General features: G+C 71.9%; 27 protein-coding genes and 1 pseudogene. 11 read left to right on the top strand and 17 right to left on the bottom strand.

The window, feature by feature from the left end; genetic code table 11:
* Positions 1–2 precede the first annotated feature (2 nt).
* Positions 3–704, top strand: coding sequence for a GNAT family N-acetyltransferase (locus tag ACFYXA_RS08995; protein ID WP_352248376.1), 702 nt, complete (start codon positions 3–5; stop codon positions 702–704).
* A gap of 14 nt (positions 705–718) precedes the next feature.
* Here the strand turns inward: ACFYXA_RS08995 and ACFYXA_RS08990 are convergent, their stop codons facing one another.
* Positions 719–1,216 carry a MarR family winged helix-turn-helix transcriptional regulator gene (locus ACFYXA_RS08990; protein WP_389029972.1) on the bottom strand — a complete coding sequence of 166 codons (498 nt, stop codon included), beginning with the start codon at positions 1,214–1,216 and terminating at the stop codon, positions 719–721.
* A gap of 224 nt (positions 1,217–1,440) precedes the next feature.
* Between ACFYXA_RS08990 and ACFYXA_RS08985 the strand changes: the two genes are divergently transcribed.
* Positions 1,441–2,298 carry a putative protein N(5)-glutamine methyltransferase gene (locus ACFYXA_RS08985; protein ID WP_389029969.1) on the top strand — a complete coding sequence of 286 codons (858 nt, stop codon included), beginning with the start codon at positions 1,441–1,443 and terminating at the stop codon, positions 2,296–2,298.
* 7 nt (positions 2,299–2,305) lie between these two features.
* Here ACFYXA_RS08985 and ACFYXA_RS08980 read toward each other — a convergent pair whose 3' ends face one another.
* A complete protein-coding gene (locus tag ACFYXA_RS08980; protein WP_389029966.1) occupies positions 2,306–4,390 on the bottom strand; it encodes a SpoIIE family protein phosphatase in 2,085 nt (694 codons plus the stop codon).
* Positions 4,391–4,651: 261 nt separating this feature from the next.
* Here ACFYXA_RS08980 and ACFYXA_RS08975 point away from each other — a divergent pair, with 261 nt between their 5' ends.
* The 4 genes from ACFYXA_RS08975 to ACFYXA_RS08960 all read left to right on the top strand — a co-directional run bounded on the left by ACFYXA_RS08975 (position 4,652) and on the right by ACFYXA_RS08960 (position 8,734).
* On the top strand, positions 4,652–5,530 hold the full coding sequence (locus ACFYXA_RS08975) for a hypothetical protein (protein WP_389029963.1): 879 nt from the start codon (positions 4,652–4,654) through the stop codon (positions 5,528–5,530).
* A 136-nt stretch (positions 5,531–5,666) separates the two neighbouring features.
* Positions 5,667–6,035 (top strand): hypothetical protein, encoded by a 369-nt coding sequence (locus ACFYXA_RS08970; RefSeq protein WP_351089384.1) that lies wholly within the window; start codon positions 5,667–5,669, stop codon positions 6,033–6,035.
* Between the two features lie 95 nt (positions 6,036–6,130).
* Positions 6,131–8,146, top strand: coding sequence for an FAD-dependent oxidoreductase (locus tag ACFYXA_RS08965; protein WP_389029960.1), 2,016 nt, complete (start codon positions 6,131–6,133; stop codon positions 8,144–8,146).
* Positions 8,147–8,176: 30 nt separating this feature from the next.
* The gene (locus ACFYXA_RS08960) at positions 8,177–8,734 is read left to right on the top strand and encodes a PadR family transcriptional regulator (RefSeq protein WP_389029957.1); all 558 of its coding nucleotides are present in this window, start codon (positions 8,177–8,179) and stop codon (positions 8,732–8,734) included.
* 19 nt (positions 8,735–8,753) lie between these two features.
* On the opposite strand, the gene ACFYXA_RS08955 is transcribed toward ACFYXA_RS08960, so the two are convergent.
* Positions 8,754–9,293: a hypothetical protein gene (locus ACFYXA_RS08955; RefSeq protein ID WP_351089390.1), complete on the bottom strand. Its 540-nt coding sequence runs from the start codon at positions 9,291–9,293 to the stop codon at positions 8,754–8,756.
* Positions 9,294–9,607: 314 nt separating this feature from the next.
* On the opposite strand from ACFYXA_RS08955, the gene ACFYXA_RS08950 reads away from it, so the two are divergent.
* A complete protein-coding gene (locus ACFYXA_RS08950) occupies positions 9,608–10,321 on the top strand; it encodes a glycoside hydrolase family 75 protein (protein WP_389029954.1) in 714 nt (237 codons plus the stop codon).
* Positions 10,322–10,494: 173 nt separating this feature from the next.
* Here ACFYXA_RS08950 and ACFYXA_RS08945 read toward each other — a convergent pair whose 3' ends face one another.
* The 4 genes and pseudogenes from ACFYXA_RS08945 to ACFYXA_RS08930 all read right to left on the bottom strand — a co-directional run bounded on the left by ACFYXA_RS08945 (position 10,495) and on the right by ACFYXA_RS08930 (position 14,384).
* On the bottom strand, positions 10,495–10,905 hold the full coding sequence (locus ACFYXA_RS08945) for a PTS-dependent dihydroxyacetone kinase phosphotransferase subunit DhaM (RefSeq protein ID WP_389031634.1): 411 nt from the start codon (positions 10,903–10,905) through the stop codon (positions 10,495–10,497).
* 50 nt (positions 10,906–10,955) lie between these two features.
* Positions 10,956–11,555 carry a dihydroxyacetone kinase subunit DhaL gene (gene dhaL / locus ACFYXA_RS08940; protein ID WP_352248394.1) on the bottom strand — a complete coding sequence of 200 codons (600 nt, stop codon included), beginning with the start codon at positions 11,553–11,555 and terminating at the stop codon, positions 10,956–10,958.
* Between the two features lie 81 nt (positions 11,556–11,636).
* The gene (gene dhaK, locus ACFYXA_RS08935; protein ID WP_352248396.1) at positions 11,637–12,629 is read right to left on the bottom strand and encodes a dihydroxyacetone kinase subunit DhaK; all 993 of its coding nucleotides are present in this window, start codon (positions 12,627–12,629) and stop codon (positions 11,637–11,639) included.
* A gap of 928 nt (positions 12,630–13,557) precedes the next feature.
* A pseudogene (locus tag ACFYXA_RS08930) lies at positions 13,558–14,384 on the bottom strand (NAD(P)/FAD-dependent oxidoreductase).
* 68 nt (positions 14,385–14,452) lie between these two features.
* Here ACFYXA_RS08930 and ACFYXA_RS08925 point away from each other — a divergent pair.
* The gene (locus tag ACFYXA_RS08925; protein ID WP_389031631.1) at positions 14,453–15,052 is read left to right on the top strand and encodes an aminotransferase class III-fold pyridoxal phosphate-dependent enzyme; all 600 of its coding nucleotides are present in this window, start codon (positions 14,453–14,455) and stop codon (positions 15,050–15,052) included.
* A gap of 34 nt (positions 15,053–15,086) precedes the next feature.
* Entirely contained in the window at positions 15,087–15,245 is a 159-nt protein-coding gene (locus tag ACFYXA_RS08920) for a hypothetical protein (RefSeq protein WP_389029950.1), read from the top strand.
* Positions 15,246–15,302: 57 nt separating this feature from the next.
* Here the strand turns inward: ACFYXA_RS08920 and ACFYXA_RS08915 are convergent, their stop codons facing one another.
* Complete coding sequence (locus ACFYXA_RS08915) at positions 15,303–15,758, bottom strand: hypothetical protein (protein ID WP_389029948.1); 456 nt, start codon at positions 15,756–15,758, stop codon at positions 15,303–15,305.
* Between the two features lie 240 nt (positions 15,759–15,998).
* Positions 15,999–16,964: a glycoside hydrolase family 6 protein gene (locus ACFYXA_RS08910; protein WP_389029946.1), complete on the bottom strand. Its 966-nt coding sequence runs from the start codon at positions 16,962–16,964 to the stop codon at positions 15,999–16,001.
* 323 nt (positions 16,965–17,287) lie between these two features.
* Between ACFYXA_RS08910 and ACFYXA_RS08905 the strand changes: the two genes are divergently transcribed.
* A complete protein-coding gene (locus ACFYXA_RS08905; RefSeq protein ID WP_389029944.1) occupies positions 17,288–18,301 on the top strand; it encodes a LacI family DNA-binding transcriptional regulator in 1,014 nt (337 codons plus the stop codon).
* Between the two features lie 34 nt (positions 18,302–18,335).
* Here ACFYXA_RS08905 and ACFYXA_RS08900 read toward each other — a convergent pair whose 3' ends face one another.
* Complete coding sequence (locus ACFYXA_RS08900) at positions 18,336–18,833, bottom strand: hypothetical protein (protein WP_389029942.1); 498 nt, start codon at positions 18,831–18,833, stop codon at positions 18,336–18,338.
* A 52-nt stretch (positions 18,834–18,885) separates the two neighbouring features.
* Complete coding sequence (locus tag ACFYXA_RS08895) at positions 18,886–19,086, bottom strand: hypothetical protein (RefSeq protein WP_389029940.1); 201 nt, start codon at positions 19,084–19,086, stop codon at positions 18,886–18,888.
* Between the two features lie 118 nt (positions 19,087–19,204).
* On the opposite strand from ACFYXA_RS08895, the gene ACFYXA_RS08890 reads away from it, so the two are divergent.
* The gene (locus ACFYXA_RS08890; protein WP_389029938.1) at positions 19,205–21,064 is read left to right on the top strand and encodes a helix-turn-helix domain-containing protein; all 1,860 of its coding nucleotides are present in this window, start codon (positions 19,205–19,207) and stop codon (positions 21,062–21,064) included.
* Positions 21,065–21,140: 76 nt separating this feature from the next.
* Here the strand turns inward: ACFYXA_RS08890 and ACFYXA_RS08885 are convergent, their stop codons facing one another.
* From ACFYXA_RS08885 to ACFYXA_RS08860, 6 genes are all read right to left on the bottom strand, one after another.
* Positions 21,141–21,401 carry a hypothetical protein gene (locus ACFYXA_RS08885; RefSeq protein WP_352248408.1) on the bottom strand — a complete coding sequence of 87 codons (261 nt, stop codon included), beginning with the start codon at positions 21,399–21,401 and terminating at the stop codon, positions 21,141–21,143.
* A gap of 120 nt (positions 21,402–21,521) precedes the next feature.
* A complete protein-coding gene (locus ACFYXA_RS08880) occupies positions 21,522–22,103 on the bottom strand; it encodes a hypothetical protein (RefSeq protein ID WP_389029936.1) in 582 nt (193 codons plus the stop codon).
* Positions 22,100–23,488, bottom strand: a complete 1,389-nt coding sequence (locus ACFYXA_RS08875; RefSeq protein WP_389029934.1) for a hypothetical protein — start codon at positions 23,486–23,488, stop codon at positions 22,100–22,102. The genes ACFYXA_RS08880 and ACFYXA_RS08875 overlap by 4 nt, the downstream gene beginning before the upstream one ends.
* Positions 23,485–24,309 carry an ABC transporter ATP-binding protein gene (locus tag ACFYXA_RS08870; RefSeq protein WP_389031628.1) on the bottom strand — a complete coding sequence of 275 codons (825 nt, stop codon included), beginning with the start codon at positions 24,307–24,309 and terminating at the stop codon, positions 23,485–23,487. Before ACFYXA_RS08870 ends, ACFYXA_RS08875 begins: the two co-directional genes overlap by 4 nt.
* Positions 24,310–24,311: 2 nt before the next feature.
* A complete protein-coding gene (locus ACFYXA_RS08865) occupies positions 24,312–25,136 on the bottom strand; it encodes a zf-HC2 domain-containing protein (RefSeq protein WP_389029931.1) in 825 nt (274 codons plus the stop codon).
* Positions 25,133–25,684, bottom strand: a complete 552-nt coding sequence (locus ACFYXA_RS08860) for an RNA polymerase sigma factor (RefSeq protein ID WP_352248418.1) — start codon at positions 25,682–25,684, stop codon at positions 25,133–25,135. Before ACFYXA_RS08860 ends, ACFYXA_RS08865 begins: the two co-directional genes overlap by 4 nt.
* Between the last annotated feature and the right edge of the window lie 199 nt (positions 25,685–25,883).

Raw genomic sequence — 25,883 nt, 5'->3', positions numbered from 1 at the left:
ACGTGCTCGACAACCCCGCTCTCGCCTCTCTCACCGGGCCGCACGCACGGTTCGCCGAGCGGCGGGGGCGGGTCCTGCGCTACCCCGTGGACGTGTCGCCCTGGCTGGCGTTGCCCGACGAGCCGGACGCCGGCGACTGGGCGGACCTCGCCGCGCTCGCCGGGCCCGGTGCGGAGGTGCCGCTGCCCGGCTTCCGGGGTGAGGTCCCCGCGGGCTGGGAGGTGACGATGCGCGTCGAGGGCGTGCAGTTCGTCGACGACGGCCTGGCCGCCGCCCCGGACGCGGAGGCGGTCCGCCTCGGCCCCGCCGACGTACCCGAGATGCTCGACCTGGTGGCCCGCACCCAGCCCGGCCCGTTCGAGCGCCGCACCGTCGAACTCGGGGAGTACCTCGGCATCCGCCGCGACGGCGTCCTCGTCGCCATGGCCGGCGAGCGGCTCCACCCGCCGGGCTGGACCGAGATCAGCGCCGTCTGCACCGACCCCGCCGTCCGCGGCGAGGGCCTCGCCACCCGGCTGATCCTCGCCGTCGCCCACGGCATCCGGGAGCGCGGAGAGACGCCCTTCCTCCACACCGCCGCCGCCAACGTCAACGCGATCCGCCTCTACGAGTCCCTCGGCTTCCGCCTCCGCCGCAGGACCGCGTTCCTGGCGGCGCGGGTGCCGGAGCGGGCGCCCCAGCGGGAGGCGGCGCCGGTCGCGTGACGAGCGGCGCGCGCTCAGCCGGACGGCGAAGGAGGTTCCGTCACCGTCGAGTTGTAGCGGACGAGGTACTCCGCGAACCGTTCCAGATCCTCCGCGGGCCACGGCGCGAGCCGTTCCCGGAAGGCGACGCGGCGGCTCTCGGTGACCTGCGCGAGGATGCGGCGGCCGGCATCGGTGAGCTGGAGCAACTGGACGCGGTGGTCGCCCGGGGCCTGGCGGCGCTCTATCAGGGCGGCCCGCTCCAGCGCCGCGACCTGGCGGCTGACGGTGGACTTGTCCAGCGCGTAGTGCGCGGCCAGATCGGTGGCGCGGCAGCCGCCGCCCTCCCCGTACGCCTCCTCCTGCTCCTCCAGGTGCCCGAGCAGGGTGTACGACACCAGCGACAGCTCGGGGTGCAGCCGGCCCGCCGCCGCGCGGGCGCGCCGCGCGAAGGCCGTCATCTCGCGCTGAATGGTCTCCACGGCCTGAGCCGCTGCCGGGCCGGCGTCGCCCGAATCCTCCCTCGCACTCATAGGTGTAGCGTACAACTGCAAATCGTCTCCGGATCGGCCCGCCCGTGCGGAGGTTCGGGTAGGGTGACCGTCGGCCGAGGAGCTTCCCGGCCGTGAACGACCGAGGAGGTGAGACCCATTACCGCTGTGTCAGGTCGGGTGCTCTCACCTCGGAACGGCGCGGACCGCCGCCGGTAGGCGACCGCGAGAGCGCCCTTCGGCTCCCCGAAAGGCTCTCGGCTCTCATGCCCCCACTTCCCTCCCCGTCGTCCCGAACCCGGTCCAGGTCTCCCTTCCCGGCTCCCTCCCCGTCCTCCTCCCCTGACGCCGTCGTCCTCGCGCTGCGTGCCGCCGGGTGCGTCTTCGCCGAGGACGAGGCCGAGTTGATCCTCGACGCCGCCCGCACCCCGGACGAGCTCACCGTCATGGTGGAGCGCCGGGCGGCCGGCCATCCCCTCGAAGTCGTCGTCGGCTGGGCGGAGTTCCACGGCCGGCGCGTCATCGTCGAGCCGGGCGTCTTCGTGCCCCGCCGCCGCACCGAGTTCCTCGTCGACCGGGCCCTCGCCCTCGCCCCGCACGCCCGCGTCGTGGTGGACCTGTGCTGCGGCACGGGCGCGGTCGGCGCGGCCCTCGCCGCGCGGCTCGGCGGAGTCGAACTGCACGCCGCCGACATCGAACCGGCGGCCGTCGGCTGCGCCCGCCGCAATCTGGCGGCCCACGGCGGACACGTCCACCAGGGTGACCTGTTCGAGGCGCTGCCGGGCCGGCTCCGCGGCCGCGTCGACATCCTGGCCGCCAACGTGCCGTACGTCCCCACCGGTGAAGTGCCCCTGCTGCCCGCGGAGGCACGCGAGCACGAGCCGCTGACCGCCCTCGACGGCGGCGCCGACGGACTCGACGTGCTGCGCCGGGTCGCCGCCGATGCCGGGGACTGGCTCGCGCCGGGCGGCTGCCTCCTCGTCGAGACCAGTGAAGGCCAAGCCCCCGCCGCCGTCGAGGCGTTCACCCGTTGCGGGCTGACGGCCCGGCTGGCCCTGGACGAGGAGCTGTACGCCCATGTGGTGATCGGAAGCAACAACAACCCGATACGAGCTCGCACCTGACGGAGAGTCACTCGCGGGCGCGTGCCACCAGCAGGGCCACGTCGTCATGGTTGTCCGGATGGTGCAGCGCGCTCAGGAGATGGTCGCAGAGCTCCTCCAGCGGGCGCTCCGGACCGTCGAGGAGGGCGAGCAGCGCGTCCAGGCGCTCGTCGAGCGAGTGCCGGCGCGTCTCGACCAACCCGTCGGTGTACAAGACGAGTTCGTCGCCGGGTGCGAAGTCGACGTCGGTGGTGGAGAACTCCACCCCGCCCACGCCCAGTGGCACCCCCGTGGGCAGGTCGAGCAACTCCGGGGCGTGGCCGGGGCGTACGCGGACGGGCGGCAGGTGCCCGGCGTTGGCGATCCGGCACCGCCCGAGCCCGGGATCGTGGACGGCGTAGACACAGGTCGCGATCGAGTGGTCCAGGCCCGAGGTGATGCGGTCGAGGTGCTCCAGCAGCACCGACGGCTCGAGGTCGAGGGAGGCCAGCGTGGTCGTCGCCGTGCGCAGCCGGCCCATGGTGGCGGCGGCGTCGATGCCGCTGCCCATCACGTCGCCGACGACGAGCGCGGTCTTGCCGCCCTCCAGCGGGATGACGTCGAACCAGTCGCCGCCCACCTCGGTGGTGGCCCCGGCCGGCTGGTAGCGGGAGGCGACCTCCAGGCCGCCGGTCACCGGCGGGTGGCTGGGCAGCAGGCTGCGCTGCAGGGTGAGCGCGGTGGTGCGGGCGTTCTGGTACCAGCGGGCGTTGTCGATCTGCACGGCCGCGCGGGCGGCCAGCTCCCGGGCGAGCAACAGGTCGTCCTGACCGAACGGCAGCGGGTTGCGCGTCCTTTTGAGGTCGAGGGCGCCGAGCACCTCGCCGCGCGCGATCAGCGGCACCGCGAGATAGGAGTGGACGCCGGCGCGGGCCAGCAGACCGGCCGCCTCGGGCGAGGGGGCGATGCGCTCCAGGTCCTCGTCCTTGACCTGGGCCACCATCACGGGCCGGCCGGTGCGCACGCACTGCGTGACGAGCCGGTCGGGCGCGTAACGGGCCACCCGGCCGGGCGGGTCGGCCTCGCAGGGCACGTCCGGCGCGTCGGAGGTCCGTACCGCCAGGGCGCGGATCAGAGCCGCTTCGCCCGGCCCGAGACTGCTGCGCCGGCCCGCGACGACCGCGTCGAGCAGGTCCACGGCGGCGACGTCGGCCAGCTCGGGCACGGCGACCTCGGCCAGTTCGCAGGCGGTCCGCTCCAGGTTCAGTGTGGTGCCGATGCGGGCCGAGGCGTCGGCGATCAGGGCCAGTCTGCGGCGCGCGGTCTCCGCCTCGACGCCGGCCCGGTACTGCTCGGTGACGTCCACGACCGAGAAGGCCGCGCCCAGCACCGTGCCCCGGCTGTCCTCCAGGCGGTACAGCGACACCGACCAGGCGTGGTCGGCGCCGGGGTCCGCCGGGGTGCGGCCCACCGTGGAGCGGTCGACGATCGGCACCCCGGTGCGCAGCACCCGGCGCGCCGCCTCCTCCAGACCGTCGGGGTCGAGCAGCGGGAGCACCTCGCGGGCGGTGCGGCCGAGGTGCTGATCCACGGGGGCGCCGCTGATCCGCGCCAGCGCGGGGTTGACGGTGACGAACCGCAGCCCGGTGTCCAGCACGGCGAGCCCGATCGGCGACTGGGTGACCATCCGGGTGGACAGCGCCACGTCCCTCTCCAGCCGGCGCACCGTGGACTGGTCGGCGGCCAGACCGAGGGCGTAGACGTCGCCCTCGTCGTCGACGAGCCGCATGTTGCGGAACTCCACCAGAATCGTCGTGCCGTCCTTGCGCCGGACGGGGAACGCCCCGGCCCAGCTCTGGCCGGTCTCCATCACGTCGGCGAACAGCTTCACCACGAGGTCGACGTGCCGTTCGTGCACCATGACGTGCGCGGCGTAGCGGCCCAGGGCCTCTCGCGCGGGGTAGCCGAACAGCTCCTCGGCCTGCGGGCTCCACAGCACGATGCGGCCGTCGGTGTCGAGGACCACCGACGCCACGTTCAGCACGTCCAGGAGCCCGCTGGGACTCGTGGGGCCGCCGTCGACTCCCGCGGGGCCCGTGGAGCCGCCGCTCTCGGCCGCTTCGGGTGCACTCATGCCACGCATCGCCTCCGAACGTCCACGCGGCACACCGTCCCCCGTGCCGACTCCCCCTTCTCCACCGCGCACAACCGTTTCTCCCACGTCCGGGGCACCGACTTCCATGCTCCTCCAGTACGGCCCCGTCCGCCGTTCTCCTCACCGGCCGCGTTCGTTCCTGACTTGGTCTGTACATGACCGTCACCGGGGGGCCAGACTGTCCGCCGACTGCGCCACCCGTAGAGCCGACCGCGCACCACACCCCCGTAGAGGAGTCCCATGCCCCTGCGCGCTGCCCGCAGACGCCCGGTCCGCGCCGCCCTGGTCGCGCTGGCCACCGCGGCCGTCACCGCCCTCTCCGCGGCCCCGCCCGCCGCGGCGGCCGACACCTGGACCGAGGTGGGCTCCGACCGCGCCGATCCGCTGACCGAGAGCCAGGGCCTGACCTCGGTGGAGGTCCCGGCCAACAGAGCCAACCGCTACACCGGCATCGGCACCATCCCGATCGGCGTGAGCATGCGCGGCTGGAACCACGTCGGCGACCCCGACGCCTCTTACGACGGCTACTACGTCGAGCCCTACCAGCGCGACTCGGGCGGCGCGAAGATGTTCCGCGTGCAGGCGCCCGGCGGCGCCTGGTCGGAGTACGTCCACGCGCTCAGTCCCGGCGAGGCCTCCAACAACTCCTGGGTGGCTGTCACGCCCGGCGGCCAGTGGATGCTGGCGGGGGAGTGGGGCACCATGACCCGGCTGCTCGTCTTCCCCACCCCCGGCGTCAATCCCGGCACCTCGCCCTCGGCGAACCTCCCGCAGGCCGCCACCGTCCACCTCGACCGCCCGGTGCGCGACGTCCAGGGCTGCGACTTCACCGGGCCGACCACCCTGCTGTGCTCCTCCGACGACCCGGCCGGCACCCTCTTCGGCATCACCAAGCCCCTGCTCCAGATCGACCTGTCGGCCCCGCCGAACGGCGCCTCGGACGTGACCGGCCGGGTCACCGCCCTGCGTCAGCTGCCCCTGCGCAGCGGTTGCTCGGGCACGTTCGAGACGGAGGGCGTCGACTACGACCGCCGCTCCGGCACCCTGCGGGTCATCGTCGTGTCGCCGGGCTTCTGCGTGCTGACGGACAGCAAGACCTACCGCTTCACCCGGAGCTGAACCGCCGAGGGCCCTGAGGCCCGGCTGCGGGCGGCTCGGAGCGCCCACGGCTGGAAAGTGGTGCTTTTCTTGGGATGTGGCGCGGTTCGCGGGGAACTCGCGCAACCGCGCCACCGTCATGAGAGGAGCGAACACGATGGATCGTGAGCGACCGCACGAGGAGTCCGTCTCCGTCGAGATCAGCGGATGCAGCAAGGAGGACGCCCGGGTCGTGTTCGACGCGCTGTGCGCGTGCTTCGAGTCGGACCGGTGCGCCGAGGACGTGCCGGAACAGATCCACGAGAGTCGCCCGATGGTCTGGCTCGGCACCTTCGAGGTCACCGAAGTGCAGGAGTGCGCCAAGCCCGTCCGGCTGTCGTCGTCGGTGGAAGCGGACGCCCAGGGGAGCTACTGGGCGATCGAACGGCTCCGCACGACGCTGGACTCCCTGTTCAGCGTGCGCGACCTCGCCTCGGCCTCCGGCGACCAGGAGCGGGAGCTGCACGTCCTGCTCGAGAGCCGGTGATCAGCGGCACACAAGGGCTGTTGTGCAACTAGTTGCATAAACCGTGCGCGGTCGTCTAGAACGGAAGGTGACGACACCGCGCACGGAGGCCTGCCTTGAGCCGATACCCGCACCTGCTGAGCCCGCTGGACCTGGGCTTCACCACACTGCCCAACCGCGTCCTGATGGGCTCCATGCACGTCGGCCTCGAAGAGGCCGAGCACGGCTTCGAACGCATGGCCGCGTTCTATGCCGCCCGGGCCCGCGGGGGAGTGGGCCTCATCGTCACCGGCGGCATCGCCCCCAACGACGAGGGACGCCCCGGTGAGGGCGGCGCCAAGCTCACCACCGACGAGGAGGCCGAGCAGCACCGGACGGTCACCGACGCCGTGCACCGCGAGGGCGGCCGCATCGCGATGCAGATCCTGCACTTCGGCCGCTACGCCTACCACCCGGACCTCGTCGCCCCTAGCCCGCTCCAGGCCCCGATCAGCCCCTTCCAGCCCCGTGAGCTGACCGACGCCGATGTCGAGCGCACCATCGACGACTACGCCCGCACCGCCCGCCTCGCCCGGCAGGCCGGCTACGACGGCGTGGAGATCATGGGCTCCGAGGGCTATCTGATCAACGAGTTCATCGCCGCGCAGACCAACCGGCGCACCGACCGCTGGGGCGGCTCGTACGAGAACCGGATGCGCTTCCCCGTCGAGATCGTCCGCAGGGTCCGCGAGGCCGTCGGCGAGGACTTCATCGTCGTCTACCGGCTGTCCATGCTCGACCTCGTCCCCGGCGGGTCCACCCTGGAGGAGGTCGTCACCCTCGCCAAGGCCGTCGAGGCCGCCGGCGCGACGATCATCAACACCGGCATCGGCTGGCACGAGGCCCGCATCCCCACCATCGCCACCTCCGTCCCCCGCGGCGCCTACACCTGGGTGACCAAGCGGCTCATGGGGGAGGTGACGATCCCGCTCGTCACCACCAACCGCATCAACACCCCCGAACTCGCCGAGCAGTTGCTCGCCGAGGGCTGCGCGGACATGGTGTCGATGGCCCGCCCGATGCTCGCCGACCCCGACTTCGTCAACAAGGCCGCCGCCGGCACGCCCGAGGCCATCAACACCTGCATCGGCTGCAACCAGGCATGCCTGGACCACACGTTCAGCGGCCGGATCACCTCCTGCCTGGTCAACCCGCGCGCCTGCCACGAGACCGAACTGACCCTCGCCCCGACCCGGCTGCGCAAGCGCGTCGCGGTCGTGGGCGCGGGGCCGGCCGGCCTGGCGTGCGCGGTCTCCGCGGCCGAACGCGGCCACCACGTCACGCTGTTCGACGCCGCGAGCGAGATCGGCGGCCAGCTCAACGTCGCCCGGAAGGTCCCCGGCAAGCAGGAGTTCGACGAGACTCTGCGCTACTTCCGCCACCAGCTCGACGCCCACGGGGTCGACGTACGCCTGAACACTCCCGTCGGCGCAAGCGATCTGACTGACTATCAGGAGGTCGTCGTGGCCACCGGCGTCAGCCCCCGCATCCCCGACATCCCCGGCGTCGACCACCCCAGCGTCGTCGGATACCTGGACGTCCTGCGCGAGGGCGCGCCCGTCGGCGACCGCGTCGCCATCCTGGGCGCGGGCGGCATCGGCTTCGACGTCGCCGAGTTCCTCACCGACGGCGGCGACAAGGCGAGCGAGGACCCGGCGACGTACTTCCGCCACTGGGGCGTCGACATGGACTACGCCGCGCCCGGCGGCCTCGCCGCCCCCGAACGGCCCGCCCCCACGCGCACCGTCCACCTCCTCCAGCGCAAGACCGGCAAGGTCGGCGCCGGCCTGGGCAAGACCACCGGCTGGATCCACCGCACCGAACTCAAGCACCGCGGCGTCACCATGGTCCCCGGCGTCCGCTACGACCGCATCGACGACGCCGGGCTCCACATCACCGTCGGCGAGGAGTCCACCGTCCTCGACGTCGACACCATCGTGCTGTGCACCGGCCAGGACCCGCGCCGCGACCTGTACGAGGAGCTGCTCGCCGCAGGCGTGAACGCGCACCTCGTCGGCGGCGCGGACGTGGCCGCGGAACTAGACGCCAAGCGCGCGATCAAGCAGGGCACCGAGCTGGCGGCGGCACTGTAGGCGGCCCGCCGCCTCCCTAGGATGACCTCCATGTCACTCCCGCACGCGATCCTCACCGCCCTGCTCGAGAAGCCGTCGTCGGGGCTGGATCTGACCCGCCGGTTCGACAAGTCGATCGGCTACTTCTGGTCGGCGACGCACCAGCAGATCTACCGCGAGCTGGGGAGACTGGAGTCCGAGGGCCACATCCGCGCCCTCCCGGCGCGGCAGCCGGCCCGCGGGCAGCGCAAGAGCTACGAGGTCCTGCCCGCGGGCCGCGCCGAACTCGCCCGGTGGACCGCCGCCGCGCAGGACCCCAAGCCGCACCGCGACGCCCTGCTGCTGCGCCTGCGCGCCGCCGCCGTCGTCGGCACCGCCGGCCTCGAAGCCGACCTGCGACGCCATCTCGACCTGCACCGGCGGCAGTTGGCCGAGTACGAGAAGATCGAGCAGCGCGACTTCCCACCCGGACGCGACAGCGCGCAGGCCAGGCTCCAGCACCTGGTCCTGCGCGCGGGCATCGAACTGGAGACCTTCTGGACCCAGTGGCTCGCCGAGGCCGTGGAACAACTCCCTCAGCTGCCGGAGCCGGAGGAGGGCGGAGCCTAGAGCCGCTCGGGCGGCGTGATCAGTAGCGGTACGGCTTCGAGCGGCTGCGCAGGAACCAGGCCGCGCCGATGACGCCGGAGCCCGCCAGCGCGCCGCCCAGCACCAGGGTCACCGGGCCGAAGTCGCGGACGGTGCCGCCCATGCCGCCCATGACGCCCCGCGACGGGGCGGCGGTGCTGGAGATCGTCGGCGTGGACGCGGTCGACACGATCACCGACTGGGTGCCCGCGGTCGAGCCGCTCGCGCACACCACGGTGACCGTGTACGTGCCCGGCACGACACCGGACCAGGCGGCGGACTGGCTGACGGTGGTGCCCGACAGCGCCACCTGGCGCCCTTGGGCGAAGCTCGACTGGCCGCTGGTCAGCAGCGCCGCCGTGCCCCAGCTGCCGTTGATCTGGGCGCACGAGCTGGTCACCACGGACACCGTGGAACCGGTCGTGCTGACGGAGATGCCCGAGACCCGCGCAGCGGCGGGCGGGGCGGTCACGGCGAGCGGGAGCGCGGCGGCGGCCGCAACGGTCAGTCCGCCCTGCACGAGGAGACGGGAGATGCGCATCGGATGTCCTCCGGCGGCGGCACGGTTGGCGGTACATCCCTTGCGCCGCCGAGGGTCGGGTACGCCCGTGCTGCCTCAGGGGCAGCCAACGTGCCCCGGGCCGGGCGCGCATCCCGGCGGCCCCCGGCCAGGTGACAGGGCCCCGCGGAATCGTCCGGACGGCTCACCCGGGATGCGCGCCGCCGCAGTTCGGGGTGCTCGTGCCGGCCGTGCGGGCGGGTGCCCCGGACGGCCGCACGTGGGTGGCCGCCGGGCACGGCCGACACCACATTAGGTCGGGTGTTCGCATCATCCCCCGAACGAAGGTCCCCATCGTGCGCCTCCCCACCCTGACGCTGGCCGCCGCCGGCCTCGCCCTGCTGGCCCCGGCCGCCGCCCTCGCCGCCCCCGCCCGACCGGCCTCCGGCCTCCCGCGAGGCCCGGCCGAGCGCTACGAGGGCGCCGTGTCCGCCGCCGACCTGCTCGCCCGGGTACGCGACTGCGCCCCCGTCTCCCACGGGAACTACCGCAGCGACGCCGGGGCCGCCGCCACCATCCCGGTCTGCGGCGCCGACGGCGTCGTCTTCTGGAAGGCCGACATGGACATCGACTGCGACGGCCGCGCCGGCACCCGCTGCAACAGCGCCAACGACCCGTCGTTCACCTCCGCCACGGCGTTCCAGCAGTCCGACGGCCGCTACCTGAGCGCCGAGAACCTGCCGTACGTCGTCGTGCCCGCCCCCAGCGCCGTCTGGGACTACCGCGCGCACGGCGTGTCCGGCGGTTCCGTCGTGGCCGTCGTCCACCAGGACCGGGTGCAGTACGCAGTCGTCGGCGACGTCGGCCCCAGCGGCATCATCGGCGAGGCGTCCTACGCCACCGCCCAGGCCCTCGGCGTCAACCCCGACCCGCGCACCGGCGGCGTGGCCTCCGGCGTGACGTACATCGTCTTCAAGAACTCCCGGGCCACCCCCATCGAAAGCCACGCGTCCGCCGTCACGACCGGCGAGCGACTGGCACGCGCGTTCGTCGGGACGGACGCGGAGTGAGGGACGGGGGAGCGGACGCGGGACGCGGCCGCTCCCCTCACCCTCATGCCTTGCGGACAGGTGTACGCGTCCACCCTCATGCCTTGCGGACAGGTGTACGCGTCCACCCTCATGCCTTGCGGTAGGTGTACGCGTCCACCCTCATGCCTTGCGGTAGGTGTACGCGTCCACCCTCATGCCTTGCGGTAGGTGTACGCGTCGACGGCCGCCGCCTCCACCGCGTCGAGGCCGGCTCCCGTGGCCGCCGTGACGACCGCGGCCACCGCGCCCTCCACGAACGGCGCGTCCACCAGGCGCGTCCCGTCGGGCAGTTCGCCGCCCTCGGCGAGCAGCGCCTTCACCGTGAGCACGGCGCTGCCGAGGTCGGTGAGCACGGCGACCCCGGCCCCGCGGTCCACGGAGGCCGCCGCGGCCGAGATCAGCTCCGCGCTCGTGCCCAGCCCGCCGGCCTCGTTGCCGCCCGCCGGGGCGACCGGCACACCGCTCGCGCCCCCGGCCAGGCCGCGCGCCAACTCGGCCACCGATGCGGCCACTTCCGCGCTGTGCGACACCAGCACGATCCCGACCGGCTTGCCGCCGCCCACGGCCGCACGCCCGTCAGCCGCCTCGCCGCCCCTCGGGTCCCCCACCCCACTCACTCCCCGCCGGCTTCCACGAGCCCGGCGATGAGCAGCGCCGCCGAGGTGGCTCCCGGGTCCTGGTGCCCGATGCTGCGCTCGCCCAGATAGCTGGCCCTGCCCTTGCGTGCCTGGAGGGGCGTCGTCGCCTCCGCGCCCCGCTCGGCCGCGGTACGGGCGGCCTCGAAGCCCTCACCGAGCGCCTCCAGAGCGGGCGCCAGCGCGTCGATCATGGTCTTGTCGCCGGGCGCGGCCCCGCCGAGCTGCATCACCGCGTCCACGCCCTCCCGCAGCGCCTGCGCGAGCTGCTCCTCGCTCACCTCCGCCGCGTCGCCCAGCGCCTTGCCCGTCCGCCGCAGCAGCGTGCCGTAGAGCGGGCCCGAGGCCCCGCCGACGGTGGAGATCAGCTGGCGCCCCGCCAGCACGAGGACGGCGCCGGGAGTCGCCGGCGCCTCCTTCTCCAGCGCGGCGGCCACGGCGGTGAAGCCCCGCAGGAGGTTGCTGCCGTGGTCGGCGTCCCCGATGGGCGAGTCGAGAGCCGTGAGCCGGTCCGCCTCACGTGCGACGGACGCGGCCGTCACCGCCATCCAGCGGCGGAAGAAATCGGCGTCGAGCACGGAAACTCCTTGCCTCGTAGGTACGTCAGAAGGCCATGCGCCCCGGTGCGCGCACACGCCTCAGGTGCGTATGCCCGCCGGTCACATGCCCCACCGCAACCCGGGCGTCTTCACCGGCGCGTCCCACAGCCGCAGCAGCTCCTCGTCGATCCGGCACAGGGTGACGGACGCGCCGGCCATGTCGAGGGACGTGACGTAGTTGCCGACGAGCGTGCGGGCGACGGACACCCCGCGCTGGCCCAGCACCCGCTGCACCTCGGCGTTGAAGCCGTACAGCTCCAGCAGCGGCGTCGCCCCCATGCCGTTGACCAGCACGAGGACCGGGTCGCGCGGCGGCATGTCCTCCAGGATCGCGTGGACGGCGAAGTCGGCGATCTCCCCGGAGGTCATCATCGGGCGCCGCTCCCGCCCCGGCTCGCCGTGGATGCCGATGCCCAGCTCCAGCTCGCCCTCGGGCAGGTCGAAGGTGGGGCTGCCCTTGGCGGGCGTCGTGCACGCGCTGAGCGCCACGCCGAAGCTGCGGGAGTTCTCGTTCACCTGCCGGGCGATCGACTCCACCCGCTCCAGCGGCTGCCCCTCCTCGGCCGCGGCGCCCGCGATCTTCTCCACGAACAGCGTCGCGCCCGTGCCGCGCCGCCCCGCCGTGTAGAGGCTGTCGGTCACGGCGACGTCGTCGTCGACGAGCACCTTCGCGATCTGGATGCCCTCGTCCTCGGCGAGTTCGGCCGCCATGTCGAAGTTGAGCACGTCACCGGTGTAGTTCTTCACGACGAACAACACCCCGGCGCCGCTGTCCACCGCGGCCGCAGCCCGCGCCATCTGGTCGGGCACCGGAGAGGTGAAGACCTCCCCGGGACAGGCCGCCGAGAGCATCCCGGGACCGACGAACCCCCCGTGCAACGGCTCGTGCCCCGAGCCGCCGCCCGACACCAGCGCCACCTTCCCGGACACGGGCGCGTCCCGCCGCACCACCACCCGGTTCTCCACGTCGACGGCCAGGTCGGGATGAGCGGCGGCCATACCGCGCAGCGCGTCCGCCACCACGCTTTCCGGGACGTTGATCAGCATCCTCATGGGTATCTCCTCGCGAGCTTGTCCTCAGGGCTCAGACCCTGTGTCTTCGCAGGTCACCGGCGGTGAGAACAGTTGTCGATGTCGGCGCTTCGCAGCGGTCCGAGGCGGGTCCTGGCAGGTGTGACGCTGACTCGTTGTTGACTTCAGTGACGGGACGTCAGGTGCTGACGGGCACCCGGGGAGACGGTCGTCCGTCCCGTCTACTGGCAGTATCGACCTTGCGGCACGGAAGGTCACCTGCAACGGCGAGGTTCCGTGGCGTAGCGCCCCTTCAACGGATCGTGACGGACCCGGCCGCGCTTGCCCGCCACGCTGTTGGATGTCTGCCACAGCAGCGCGGCCGCCCTGGCCGAGCCGGTTGCCTGGCAGGTGGGGCCGCTGCCGGCGACACCGACCCCGCCGCCGAGGACGGGCATCAGGCCACCGGACCGTCGACGGCGGCGTCGGCGCGAGCGACGCGCTCTTTCCGACTCAGAGGCCCGGCAAGCCACTGGGCAGCGAGCCGACGCCTCCGCAAGATCGGGCTTCCTGCCGAGCCCGGACGATGCGCGGCCCTGGTCGATCCCTGCACACAGATGCCGTCCGCGATCCTTCCTCGTCTGCTCGGCATCAGTTCCGCCGGTGCCGCGCGCTGGGCCGCCGGGGCCGTCAGGACCGCACACGTAGCCGAGGTGGCCCGCCGATCAGACGGCGGAGACCGACTACGCGACACCTTGTCCGCCGCGGGTTGCCATCATGCTCGAATGGCCCGCGACTGCAGGGAGCGAACACGGGCGTTGCCGCGGGATTCGGCGTGGCCTGCGCGGGGCCGTGCGGAGCGATCAGAACCGCCGATCCAGCGGACGACGTCCGTTGAGGGCGATGTACGTCGCGCTGATGGCCGCAGCCTGCGTGCGGCGTCGTCCCAGACCTGCAGTCACCTCGTGGGTCAGAGCAGCCGGTCCTTGGCTTTGCAGTACGCCCCGGCGAAGGGCAGGAACCAGGCGGTGCCGTTGTAGAACGGCACCGGCACCTTGGGGAAGCCGAAGCCGCGCAGAGGGTTGGCCTCCGGGTGGCCGTCCATGACCTCGGCCATGGCGCGGCCCATGTAAGTGGCCATCTGGACGCCGTGGCCGCAGTAACCCATGGAGTAGTAGAGGCCGTTGTCCTCGCCCGCGTGCGGAACGCGGTCGTAGGAGAAGCCGACCATGCCGCCCCATACATAGTCGATCTTCACCCCGGCCGTCTGCGGGAAGATTTCGGTCATCTCCCGCTTCAGGACGTCACCGCTCTTGACGTCCGAGGCGGGGTCCGAGGGGGGAAGCGGGCCCGGCCGCCGAAGGCCAGGCGGTTGTCCGGAGTGACGCGAATGTAGTGGCCGATGTTCTTGGAGGACACGACCACGCGGTTGTTGGGGATGAGCCGCCGAGCCCGCTCCTCGCCCAGTGGCTCGGTGACGATGACGAAGCTGCCGACGTTGATCAGCCGCTTGCGGAACCAGGCCAGCGACTTGTCGGTGTAGGCGTCGGTGGCCGCCATGACCTGCTTGGCACGGATGGTGCCGTGCAGGGTCTCGACGAGGAAACCGCCCTCGGGGAGGCGGTGCAGCGCGGTGGCGGCGTTGCGTTCGTGGATCTGAGCACCGGCGCGTTCGGCGGCCTCGGCGAGGCCATGGACGTATTTGCCGACGTGAAGGTGCGCGCTGAGCGGGTCGAGCAGGGCTCCGTGGTAGTAGTCGGAGCCCAGCTCGGCACGTAGATCGCTCTTGCTCAGCAGCGTGGTGTCGTGGCCGAAGCTGTCGGCCAGGTCGCGCTGCTCGCACCGCTGCCAGGCGGGCGGGTGCCCTGTGCATCTCCGACGAGGTCCAGGTCGGCGTCGGACGACTCGGGCCCTGGTGGGGTTTCGAGCTCCAGGGAGTGGTCCCGGACATCGTCACGATGGGCAAGCCGCTCGGGAACGGGCATCCCCTCGCGGCGGTGGTCACGACTCGGGAGATCGCCGACGCGTTCGACACGGGCATGAAGTACTTCAACACCTTCGGCGGCAACCCGGTCTCCTGCGCGATCGGCGAGGCCGTGCTCGACATCGTCGAGCAGGACGGGCTGAGGGAGAACGCCGTGAGCGTGGGCGGGTACTTCGCCCAGTCGCTGCGCGAGCTCCAGCAGCGCCAACCGCTCATCGGTGACGTACGGGCCGCAGGGCTCTACCTCGGCGTCGAACTGGTCCGCAACCGCACCACCAAGATGCCGGCCACTGAGCAGGCCTTCATGGTCACCGAGCTCATGAAAGAGCGAGGCGTCATCGTCTTCCCCAATGGCGTGCACGACAACGTACTGAAGATCAAACCGCCCATGACCTTCCGTCGCGGGCACGTGGATCTCTACGTCGACGTGCTGGACGAGGTCCTGTCCCTGCCTGAGCTGCGCTCGGCCGTCCAGTCCTGAGACGGGCAACCGCCTACTGAGGCAGTGAACGAGAGTGGCCGCGAAAGCGAGAAGTGCCCCGCGGGCCGGCTTTTTCGGCCAGGGCTTCAAGCCCTCGCCCGCCATGGGCGGCATCGCCGCGGACCTCGCCCTGGAGCGCCGCACCTCCCAGCCGATCGACTTCATCACCACAAACGGCCGCTCCGCGGCCTGAGTCGGAAAGCACCTCGACAAGGCGAAGACCGTGCTACTTCCTCGCCAGGGCCGGAGTCTAACGGCGCGCGCTGCGGGCCAGCCAGGGTGTCAGGTTGGGGTCCACGATCAGTTCTCTGTACGTCTCGTCGCCGGGCAGCGGCACGATGAGCCATTGGCCGGGCGGAAACAGCCGCCCCTTCGTGGTGGCGAGTCCGCCGTAGACGGACCTGAGGAACGCGGGGACAGAGTCGCGGGGGACGTCATGGAACTCCACACCGTCGACGGTGATCTTCGCATCGTCCTCGGGAAAGAGCCGGACGCTCACCGTCGGCGATCCCGTCAGCTCCACGAACGCCTCGTGCGGCAATGAGCCGTCGGGATCGAACGCCGTGAACAGCTCGGCCGACGTACGGCGCGACGTCTGGTCCGCTCCGATGTCGTCGGTGACCGACATGCTCAGCTCCAACTCCGCCGCGATGTCACGGATCGCCATGACAGCGGCCTCGGTGGTCGGCAGGTGCGTTTTCTCCATGACCCGAGCATGCCCGACGAAAAAGGAAGAGGTCTAGACCGCGGTAGCAGTCGTGGTCCCGTACCTGCGGTCCGTGTAGATCCCCTTCGGCTGTTGACGGGCCCCGGAGCCCGGAGCCCGGAGCCCGGAGCCCGGAGTCCGGGGCACGGCCCGGGACATCGATGCCGTGATCGCCGGGACGCACCCGTGCCCGTGGCCCGGTCGCAGTGATGGGGCGCGCCGGGCCACGGCAGAACGGCATCAGTAGCCGTAAACCATCTTGTAGGCGACCTCGGGAAGGAACTGCCCGGCCGAGGAACCCGCTCCCACGCCGCAGTTGCCGTCGGACTCGCCCGGCACCTTGATCCACAGGAGCATCTCTGCGCCTCCGCCCAGCTGGGTGGGGGTGCCGATACGACGACCTGACGGGTTGCACCACTGGCCGTTGGACCCGTTCCCGTTGCGGCTGGTGTCCACGACGAACGGCTTCGTGTAGCCGTAGCGGGAACTCAGTTCACGGTTGACGGAGTTGCCGTAAGCGGTGTTCTCGGCCGTGGTGACGTAGTTGGAGATGTTGAGCGAGAAGCCGTGGGCCTGGCGGAGTCCGGCTTCGTGGAGGCGCTTGGCCATGGTCGCCGCGTCGGCCCAGCGCGGGTTGCCGGCGTCCATGTAGACCCAGGTGTTGGGGGCTTGGCGGCTGAACTGGGCGAGGGCGCCGGAGAGCATGCCCTTGCGTTCGTCGATCTGCGACTGTGTCATGCACCCGTAGTCGCCCAGGGAGTCCGGCTCGAGGATGACGACGGCCGGCCGGTTGGCGATCCCCCCGGCGAACTGAGCGATCCAGGCCGCGTAGGCGGACGGCGAGGCGGCTCCGCCTGCGGAGTGCCCGCCGCAGTAGTCGCGGTTGTAGACGTTGTAGGCGACAAGGACCGGCAGTTTGTCGACGCGGTCCGCCGCACCCGTGTAAGCCCCTGTCGCGGCGCCGATCGTTCCGCTCCATGAGCCGAACCAGCGAGCCGTCGGGGTGTTGGCTATGGAGGCGTTGATCGCTGCGGCTCGGCCGTCTCCGGCGTTGGCGGCCACCCACCTCTTCGCGCTGGAGTCGGGGTCCGCGTAGAACCCGTTGGTCATGGTGGTCGGGTCGGCCGCATGTGCGGACGGTGCGGCGGCCAGTGCCAGCGGCACAGCGGAGAGAGCCGCTGCCAAGGCGCGGAGTCTGCGGCGCATGACGGAACCTCGATTTCGTGGTGGGGGTGTCTCGAGAGCGGTGATGCAGCCAGATCTGGGAGCGCTCCCACTGGAAGCGGTCCCAACAGCACTGGAACTTGTCGGGGGTGTGTTCCGTATGGTGTGACTGGGCATTTGAGCTGTCAAGAGTCGCTGCACGAACCGCACTTCCACATCGCGAACGGGGCTCCGGGCTCGATCACCGGAAGCGCTCCCACCCGATGGTCCGGGTGGCGGGCGGCAGGCGCCGTGGCGCTGGGTGAGACGTTCCCCGCGCGGTGATGGGGGAGAGGGGCGTGTCATGAGGGAGAGGGGCGTGGTCCATGGCAGGAGAAGCGCCGCGTCGGCAGCCGACGCTCGACGAGGTGGCCGCACGTGCCGGCGTCTCCCGCTCCGTGGCCTCCCGCGTCCTCAACAAGGCCCCGCATGTCAGCCCCTCCAAACGTGAGGCGGTCGAACGGGCTGTCAGGCAACTCGGCTACGTGGCCCATCCGATCGCCCGGGCTCTGGCCAGGCGTCAGACAGGTGCTGCCGCCCTCGTCGTCTCGGGAGAGGATCCGTCGATCTTTGCGGATCCGTTCTTCGCCCAGGTGATCGTGGGGGCCTCACAGGCACTGGAGGAGGCCGACCTGCATCTGATGCTGTGCCTGGCCGCTTCCGAGCGGGGCCGCAAGCGGGTGGAGGAGCTCTTGCGGTCGAGGGGCGCCGACGGGGTCATGCTTATGGCACTGCGGGAAGGCGATCCGCTGGCCGCTGCGGCCGAGGAGGCGGAGATGCCCGTCGTGTTCGGAGGGCGTCCCGTGGATTCGGTTCCCCGGTGGTACGTGGACGTCGACAACGTCGGCGGCGCGCGGGCGGCGACCGAGTACCTGGTCTCGCTCGGCCGGACTCGCGTGGCCGCGATCTGCGGGCGTCTGGACACCGAGGCCGGACGCGCCCGATACCGCGGCTACCGGGACGCCCTGCTGTCGGCCGGCCTTGATCCACTGCCGCCGCAGGAGGGGGACTTCACCGAGCCCAGCGGAGCTGCTGCCATGGACGTCCTGCTGGCCGACACCCCCGGCCTGGACGCGGTGTTCGCCGCCAACGACAACATGGCGGCGGGGGCGCTGCGCAGCCTGCGTGCGGCCGGTCGGGCGGTCCCCGCTGATGTCGCCGTGGTGGGCTTCGACGACCTGACCGTCGCCCAGGTCGCCGATCCGCCCCTCACCACTGTCCATCAGCCCGTCACAGCTCTCGGCCGGGAGATGGCGCGCATGCTCGTCACGGTCATCAACGGGCAGGACCCCACCCCGTTGATCCTGCCCACACGCCTGGTCACCCGCTCGAGCGCCTGACGGGCACGAGGGCGAAGGGGGGGCGGACGGCCGCTCACTTCCGGCCGTCTTGAGGGACGCCGCCGTAAACACGATGCAGGCACCGCCGTGACGGTCCCTCGAATGAGCGGCGCTCGCGCCGTAGCGGCCATGTCCGCGACCGACACCGGCTCACCCGCGTCTTCCTCGCGGTACGCCATGGCCCGCCGTACGGCACGCGGCAGTGATGAGGGTGTCCGCCGGCCGACAGGGACATTCCCGGCGTCGTCCCGGGCCCGGCGACCGAGCACGGCGTCATGACCTCACGGCCCGCGACCCGGACCGTGCCGTCACCGGCGAGCGGGACATGGACGTTGTAGAAGTCGGGCAGCTCGCCCGCCGCGACCTCGACCGGGGCGCCCCACCCCAGCTCGTACAGCGCCAGGCCCCGCCGGTGCAGACGGCGGAAGCGGCCGGGCGCGCGCTGCCCCCGGCCGACGCGCAGGCGGTGGGGCGAGAACTCCTCGGTCACCACTTCGTCCAGCGCCTCGACGTCGTTCCCCTCGAACAGCACGTGCCGCCCGCAGGCCGCCGGTTCGCGTCGGCCGGTGCGTCCCGCCCCGGCATCAGGGGAGGATCTGAGCGAGTGCGCCCGTCACGGCGGCGGCGAGGGCGAGCACCGCGGCGAAGGCGGAGGCGGCCCGCATGAGGGCGGCGGGGTACGAGGCGCCGTCCAGGCGGGCGAGTTTGGCCGCGGCAGCGGCGGCCATCAGCGCGAACACGACGACCAGCGCGGCGGTGAGCAGCACGACGGCGGGACTGGACACGGCAATCTCCTGCGGACAGTCGGATGTTGACCTGACCGAGGGTCGTGAAAACGGTGTTCACCGCGGTGCGGGCGCGCGAAGATGAACACCGGCGAACAGGACAAGCCGGAGCGGACAGGTGCACGACGACCAGATGGAACCCGATGCCGCGCTCACCGAGCTGCGCAGGCGGCTGACCGACGGGCTGGCACGGGCCCGGCTGACCAAGACGCAGCTCTCCGCCCGAGCCGGGCGCGGCCGCACGACCGTGCAACAGGCCTTGCGGGCCGACGGACCTGTGCCCTCGGCCGAGACGGTCGCGGCGCTGGCACATGTCCTGAATGTGCCGGTCGAGCCGTTGCTGGAGCTGCGACGGATCGCCGCCGGTGAATCCGGTACCGACTGCGGGAAGGATCAGGGCCCTGGCAGGCCGATCGGGGAGTGGGACCCTCACGACCTGGAGCTCCACCCTGCGGGGCCGACGGCCGGGGGCCCGTCCGCCGGGCTGACGGCGGTGCTGCCCGGCTACGTCGCGCGGGCCCACGACCAGACCCTCGCTCGAGCGGTGCTGGACGCGGCGCAGGGCCGCAGCCGGATGGTGGTCCTGGTCGGGTCGTCGTCGACCGGCAAGACGCGAGCCTGCTGGGAGGCGGTGCAGTCGCTCGCGGCACCGGGCTGGCGGTTGTGGCACCCCTTCGACCCCACCCGGGCGGACGCGGCATTGGACGGCCTCGAGCGCGTACGGCCCCGCACAGTGGTGTGGCTCAACGAGGCCCAGCACTACCTCGGTGACCCCCGCGTGGGGGAGCAGATCGCGGCCGCCGTCCACACCCTCCTCACGCAACCCGGGCGGGGCCCGGTCCTCGTCCTGGGCACCCTCTGGCCGGAGTACGCGGACCTGTACACCGCGCTGCCCTCGCCGCGGTCCCCGGATCCGCACAGCCGGGTGCGGGAACTGCTCGCCGGACGGACCGTCACCGTCCCGGAGACCTTCGACCAGGAGGCGCTGCACACAGCCGCCACTCTCGCGGTCAGCGGCGACCGGCTGCTGCACGCCGCCCTGACGAGGGCTCGCGGCCACGGGAGAGTGACGCAGGATCTCGCCGGAGCCCCCGAACTCCGGCGCCGCTACGATCAGGGCACGCCGGCCGTGAGAGCCGTGCTGGAAGCCGCGATGGACGCACGCCGTCTCGGCGTGGGACTCCACCTTCCGCTCGCCTTCCTGATCGACGCCGCGATCGACTATCTCAGCGACCAGGACTACGACGATCTCACCGAGGACTGGGCAGAAGCAGCCCTCGCCGACCTCGCCCGTCCCGTCCACGGCAGGCAGGCGCCGCTGCGCCGGATGAGAACCCGTCCGCAGCACCGCCTGCCGGGCAGTCCCCAGCCCGAACCGGCTGAGGGCCGAGCGACGTCAGGGATGATCTTCCCCGTACCCCCGACCCCACCCGGCCCACCGTCAGGACCGGTGTTCCGGCTCGCCGACTATCTGGAACAGCACGGTCGCAACATCCGGGGGGACCTGTGTCCTCCCCCCTCGTTCTGGGACGCCTCGCTCACTCACCTCACTCATGACGACCTCTACAACATCGCCGTCGCTGCACGGGTCCACAAACCTGCCTGGGCCGACCCTCTCCTGCGGCGCGCCGCCTTGGCCGGGCACGCCGGTGCGCTGTCCGAACTGACGATGCAGCGCTTGGGCCCCGAAGGGCTGGGCGTCATCAGCGGAGAAGGGGCTCGTCACACGTCGGGAGCGGCCACCTTCCTCGGCCGACGAGGCGATGGGCCACGTGCTCTCCCCGTCGAGGCGCTGGTCACCCTCGCGATGCTGCACGAAGACGCCGGCGACATCGATTCAGCCGAGGCCCTGCGCAAGAAGACGGAGGACCCCGCCGCCGTCCGAGCAATGGACCAGCACCTCTTGGGCGCCTTGGTCGTCCAGCTCCAAGCCATGCGGCACAGGACGGCACAGTCCGTCTTGAACAACATCCGATGACACGACCGCCGACGCTGCGAGGACCGACACCGACGGCCGCGCCCCACGCGGCGAGCAGCACCTCCTGGGTCAGCGGTCAGTCTTCTTTGCCGTCGTCCTCGAAGGTGAAGTACACGCGCAAGACGTACTGGAACTCCTCACCGGCGGGGGCGATCTCCCAGGCGGTGTCACTCACCCGGACGTCGTGCGCCGCGATCCACTCGGCGGCTTCCTCGAAGGGCTCCGCCATGCGCGAACCGAAGAAGAACTTCCTGCCCACGGGGTGCACTTGTGAATCCGCGTCGGAATCGTCGAAGTCGTCGGGCACCATCAGGTGGAGATCGGGTTCACTTCTCATGCGCACACCCTCCAGCGTTCGGCCGTCCGTTCACGGCTCTTGCGGTGGAAGACCCCGCGGTCTGCTTCAAGGTTGCTTCCCCGTGCCTGACGACGGAGAGGGAGGGCGTCAACTGCCGGATCATCGACCCCCTTTGGCACCGGTGAGGGCATATGCGGTCGTGCCGAGGAGCAGGAGGACCAGCGCCGTCCAGGTCCCCGCCGCCGTGTCCGGTGGCAGGAGCATCCACGTGACCACCTGCATGGGCACGCCGGTCGCCGGAGGGGCGAAGAACGCGAACGAGAGCCAGGCGAACGGCATCGACCAGGCGTACCGGCCGCCCAGGACGACGGCGCCCAGCGCTGTCAGCCCTGTCAAGCCCGCGCAGTCGCGGACTATGAGTTCGGCAGGAACCGCGTCGCGGCTGACGGCCAGCGCCACGGTCAGCGCCGTGCCGACGAAGGTGCCGGCCAGGAGCACATGCGCCGCTCGGCGGGGCATCCACCGGATCGCCGCCGTCCGGTCCAGCGCGGGGTCCTGCCCACTCAGCCCGACGGAAACAGCCGTCACGCCCGCGCCGAGAACGAGCGGAAGCATCCGTGCATCGCCGGAACCGCCCTCCGTCCCCTGGGTGATGGCCCGGACGAACACCGTGCTGAGCAGCACCGCCGTGAGCGAGGCGGGCACGTGACGGGAGCGTGCGTACAACGTCAGCCATCTCATCGTGACGCACCGCCGCCCAGCGTGACGAACGGATCCCCCTTGCACGCGACCGCGTCGAGGTACATCGCGGCGATGCGTGAGCGCTGCTCGGCACGCGGGAGCCGCCTGAACTCCCCGTACACCTTGCGGACTTCCTCCTGCCGGCCGCGCGAGAGGTAGGCCATGTCGTTGCCGACCGGCTCGGGCTCGCCGAGAACCCAGCTCGCGGCGACGCTCTGCGCCGAGACGTCACTGCTGCTGATCGTGTCCGCGTACGCGGAGCACTTCGGTACGAGACTGCCGGCGATGAGAGCCCTGGTGAGGTCCGTGCCCTGGGCGCCGGCGACGGCGTGATCCTCGAAGTCGAACAGAGCGATCCCGCTCGACCGGCGCGGCCCGGAGCCGTCCGGCCACACCGCGGTCTCCTCGTGAATCGATCTCGGCGCTCGCTCTCCCAGGGCGGCGCTCATCAAACGCAGCGCCTCCCGTCCGGGACCCGCCACAGCGTTCAGCTGTGCCCGGTGCGTGTTGGTCACGCACACCGGGCCGTCGCACACCAGCCGAGCCGCGGCCTCGTCGACGACGTACACCTGACGTGGGTCGGAGGGGAGAACGAGGAAGGCGATCACCGTGCCCGCGAGCACCGGCGTCAGCGCGACGAGCCGGCCGCGCCGGCCTGCCGCGGCGAGCAGCGCGAAGCCGGTCGCGGACACGCCCGTCAGCCAGATCGCCTGACCGACGTGCACGGACACGGAGAGAGTGAGAAGCACATCGCGCGCCTCCTGCAAAGCCGGCGACAGCAGCGAGAACACGCTCGGTTCCCACCTCGTGAGCCCCGTCGTCGCGTCGGCCTTGACCGTCGACAACTGCGCGAGCACTCCGAAGACCAGCATGCTCACCGCCACGGCGGGAGGGGTGAGCAGGTACGGCAGTGTGCGCCCCACTCCCATGCCCAGCATCGCCCCCGAGACGGCGGTCAGTGCCCCGACCAGCGATATGGGCAGCCAACCGACGTGTGTATAGCGGGTGTCGGCGAGAACTTGCACTCCGCCGACGAGAACGACCATCGCATAGGCGGAGGCCAGTGCCATCGCCATCGCACCCGACACCACGGCAGCGCGGTGGGAAGCGGGCCGGGGCGTGCTGGTGATCAGTTCCGATGCTTTGGAGCGACGCTCACGCAAGCCCTGAAGGGCCCCGAGCCCCCCGGCCAGCGGCCAGATGAAGTAGAGCGGCCCGCGGGCCGTCAGGGCCATGGACGTCCACTGGTCGGTCCACCCGGCGACGGTCAGCCCGTCGCCGCCCGATGTGAGGCACAAGAAGGCCAGCGCCGTCGTGAGGACCGCGGCTGCGGCCCACGGGGCGAGAGAGCGCTTCAGCTCGATGCGCAGGATGCGCGTGTTCACCAGGAACCTCCCTGCCCGTCAGGCCCCTGGAGCAGCGCCGAATAGCCGCGCTCCAGCGGACTGTCGCCGACGTGCTCGGGTCCGCCCGCGGCGGCCAGCTCGTCCGGAGTCCCCTTGAAGACCAGCCGCCCCTCGGCGAAGAGCACCACATCGGTGCAGGCGGCGGCCACGTCCTCCACCAGATGCGTCGAGACGACCACGCAGGTGTCCGTGCCCAGCCGCTGCAGCAGTTCGCGGAAGCGCAGCCGCTGCGCCGGGTCCAGGCCGACCGTCGGCTCGTCGAGCAGCAGGATCGCCGGGTCGTTCACGATGGCTTGGGCTATCCCGACGCGACGCACCATGCCGCCCGAAAGAGCCTTCATCTTCTCGTCGGCACGATCGGCCAGGCCCACTCGCTCGACGGCGCGCTGCACCGCAGCGGGGATGTCCCCCTTGGGCACCTCCTTCAGCCAGGCCATGTACTCGACGAACTCGCGGACGGTGAAACGCTTGTAGTACCCGAACTCCTGCGGCAGGTAGCCGATGCGGCGGCGCAGCGCGCGGTGCTCGCCCAGACCGCCGACGGACTCGCCGAGCAGTTCCAGCGCGCCCCCGGCGGGGCGCAACACGGTCGCCAGCGCCCGGATGAGGGTGGTCTTGCCCGCCCCGTTGGGCCCGAGCAACCCGTGTACGCCGGTTCCCAGCGACAGGTCGAGCCCGTCGACGGCCATCCGTTTCCTGCCGACCCTGACCCTCAGCCCGACGGCCCGGACCTGCCAGGCGTAGGACGTCGGTGCGATGTCGGCCGCGTCCAGAGCGGGCACCGGCACTCCCCTTCTCATGGTCACTGATGGGCTCCCAGCACGGAGTAGGCGCCCCTGCGGGCGATCACGACGCCGACGCCGAGCGTGAGAATCAGCCCCCACACGGGCAGACCACCCGTCTGCAGGGCGAAGGTCATACGGTGGGTGGCCAGGGTCGGCGCCACGATCACCGCGACCCACGCGGCTGCCAGGACCACCACCGCACGGGTCACGCCCATGACACCGCCGAGCGCCAGTGCCATCGCGGTGAAGGCCAGGCAGGGCAGCAGCCACTGTGCGACGGTCACCCCCGTCGCCCACCCGCAGGCGAACAGGGCGGGCACGACCAGGGTGAGCACGGCGGCGGTCCGCCGCAGCAGCAGCGGGAGTCCGGCCCTGGGCGCCGAGGCCGTCAGCTCGTACGCCGGGTCGATGCCGCGCGACCACGACGCCGCGACGCCGAGCACGGGCAGGACCGGGGCGAGCAACAGCACCAACGACACGTGGCGGGGGTCGTCCCCCAGCCCCGTGCGGCTGTCGGCCAGGTCGAGCAGCAGCGCCAGCAGGGTCATGCTCACGGCCATGGCCAGCCATGGCCCCATCGCGGGGGTCAGCCACCTGGACCACCGTGCCGACCAGCGCCGGCGTCGCGGCATGGGGGCGGTCGCGGCGACGCGGGGCGCGAGCTCGGACCACACGCCCGCCACCAGTGCCGCGACGGCGGGTGCGGCGGCCGACAGCCGGTCCCGGCAGGTGGGGCACACTTCCAGATGGGCCTCCAGGGCCCACACCTGGTCGACGGCAAGACCGGTTTCACCGCGCGCGTAGGCGTCGATGAGCTCGTCCTCCGCGTGTTCCACGCTCATGTCAGGGCCCTCCGCATCGCGATCCGCGCCCGGCGGGCACGGGTCTTCACCGTGCCCTCGGGCACGCCGAGCAGAACCGATGTCTCCCGGACGGACAGCCCGTCGAGCACCATGGCCTGCAGAACCAGCCTGAGTTCGGGTGCCAGGCGGCGCAGCGCGTCACCGACGTCACCGTCGACGGATGCCGCGAATGCCTCCTCCTCCGCGGCAGGCGCCACGGGAGGCGCGGCCGCGGCGGGCGGCGGCTGCGCGTGATGGGCCCTGCGCCGGAACGCGTCGACGAGACGGCGCGCCGCGATCGTCCACAACCAGCCGACGGCACTGCCTCCGACCGCCGTTCCGGCGAAGGCGCCCGCCGCACGCCACACCGCGAGGTACGTCTCCTGCATCACCTCGGCGACGATCTGCTCGTCGGCGCAGCGCCGCCGCAGACGCACTGCCAGCCATGGTGCGGTGCGCCGGTACAGCTCGTCGAACGCGGCACGGTCACCCCTGGCCACCAACCGGACGAGACCTTCCTCGTCCGGTTCGCCCGGTGCCTTCCTCATCGGTCTCACACCCCCTAGACGCCGGGGGTGGACGGCGGGTTTTGAAACCAGCGTGATCCGCGTCACGCCGCCATCGCCGTTGGCGGCGACTCGAACTCACCACGCTGACAGCCGACTTACCCGCACCGGCGCCGACCCGCCCGGAGCAGGGTGAACACCCGGGAGGGGCGCAGCGACGCCCTGATCGTCGCTGCGCCCC

The sequence above is a fragment of the Streptomyces sp. NPDC002566 genome (assembly GCF_042889585.1).
Taxonomy (GTDB): Bacteria; Actinomycetota; Actinomycetes; order Streptomycetales; family Streptomycetaceae; genus Streptomyces.
Note: the sequence above shows the minus strand (reverse complement) of the source record. Positions and strands in the feature narration are given on the sequence as shown.

Bases quoted from the DNA above. Each gene is read 5' to 3' on its own strand.
- ACFYXA_RS08990 (WP_389029972.1), bottom strand. From the start codon at position 1,216: ATGAGTGCGAGGGAGGATTCGGGCGACGCCGGCCCGGCAGCGGCTCAG.
- ACFYXA_RS08985 (WP_389029969.1), top strand. From the start codon at position 1,441: ATGCCCCCACTTCCCTCCCCGTCGTCCCGAACCCGGTCCAGGTCTCCC.
- ACFYXA_RS08980 (WP_389029966.1), bottom strand. From the start codon at position 4,390: ATGAGTGCACCCGAAGCGGCCGAGAGCGGCGGCTCCACGGGCCCCGCG.
- ACFYXA_RS08975 (WP_389029963.1), top strand. From the start codon at position 4,652: ATGCCCCTGCGCGCTGCCCGCAGACGCCCGGTCCGCGCCGCCCTGGTC.
- ACFYXA_RS08970 (WP_351089384.1), top strand. From the start codon at position 5,667: ATGGATCGTGAGCGACCGCACGAGGAGTCCGTCTCCGTCGAGATCAGC.
- ACFYXA_RS08960 (WP_389029957.1), top strand. From the start codon at position 8,177: ATGTCACTCCCGCACGCGATCCTCACCGCCCTGCTCGAGAAGCCGTCG.
- ACFYXA_RS08955 (WP_351089390.1), bottom strand. From the start codon at position 9,293: ATGCGCATCTCCCGTCTCCTCGTGCAGGGCGGACTGACCGTTGCGGCC.
- dhaK (WP_352248396.1), bottom strand. From the start codon at position 12,629: ATGAGGATGCTGATCAACGTCCCGGAAAGCGTGGTGGCGGACGCGCTG.
- ACFYXA_RS08915 (WP_389029948.1), bottom strand. From the start codon at position 15,758: ATGGAGAAAACGCACCTGCCGACCACCGAGGCCGCTGTCATGGCGATC.
- ACFYXA_RS08910 (WP_389029946.1), bottom strand. From the start codon at position 16,964: ATGCGCCGCAGACTCCGCGCCTTGGCAGCGGCTCTCTCCGCTGTGCCG.
- ACFYXA_RS08905 (WP_389029944.1), top strand. From the start codon at position 17,288: ATGGCAGGAGAAGCGCCGCGTCGGCAGCCGACGCTCGACGAGGTGGCC.
- ACFYXA_RS08885 (WP_352248408.1), bottom strand. From the start codon at position 21,401: ATGAGAAGTGAACCCGATCTCCACCTGATGGTGCCCGACGACTTCGAC.
- ACFYXA_RS08880 (WP_389029936.1), bottom strand. From the start codon at position 22,103: ATGAGATGGCTGACGTTGTACGCACGCTCCCGTCACGTGCCCGCCTCG.
- ACFYXA_RS08870 (WP_389031628.1), bottom strand. From the start codon at position 24,309: ATGAGAAGGGGAGTGCCGGTGCCCGCTCTGGACGCGGCCGACATCGCA.
- ACFYXA_RS08865 (WP_389029931.1), bottom strand. From the start codon at position 25,136: ATGAGCGTGGAACACGCGGAGGACGAGCTCATCGACGCCTACGCGCGC.
- ACFYXA_RS08860 (WP_352248418.1), bottom strand. From the start codon at position 25,684: ATGAGGAAGGCACCGGGCGAACCGGACGAGGAAGGTCTCGTCCGGTTG.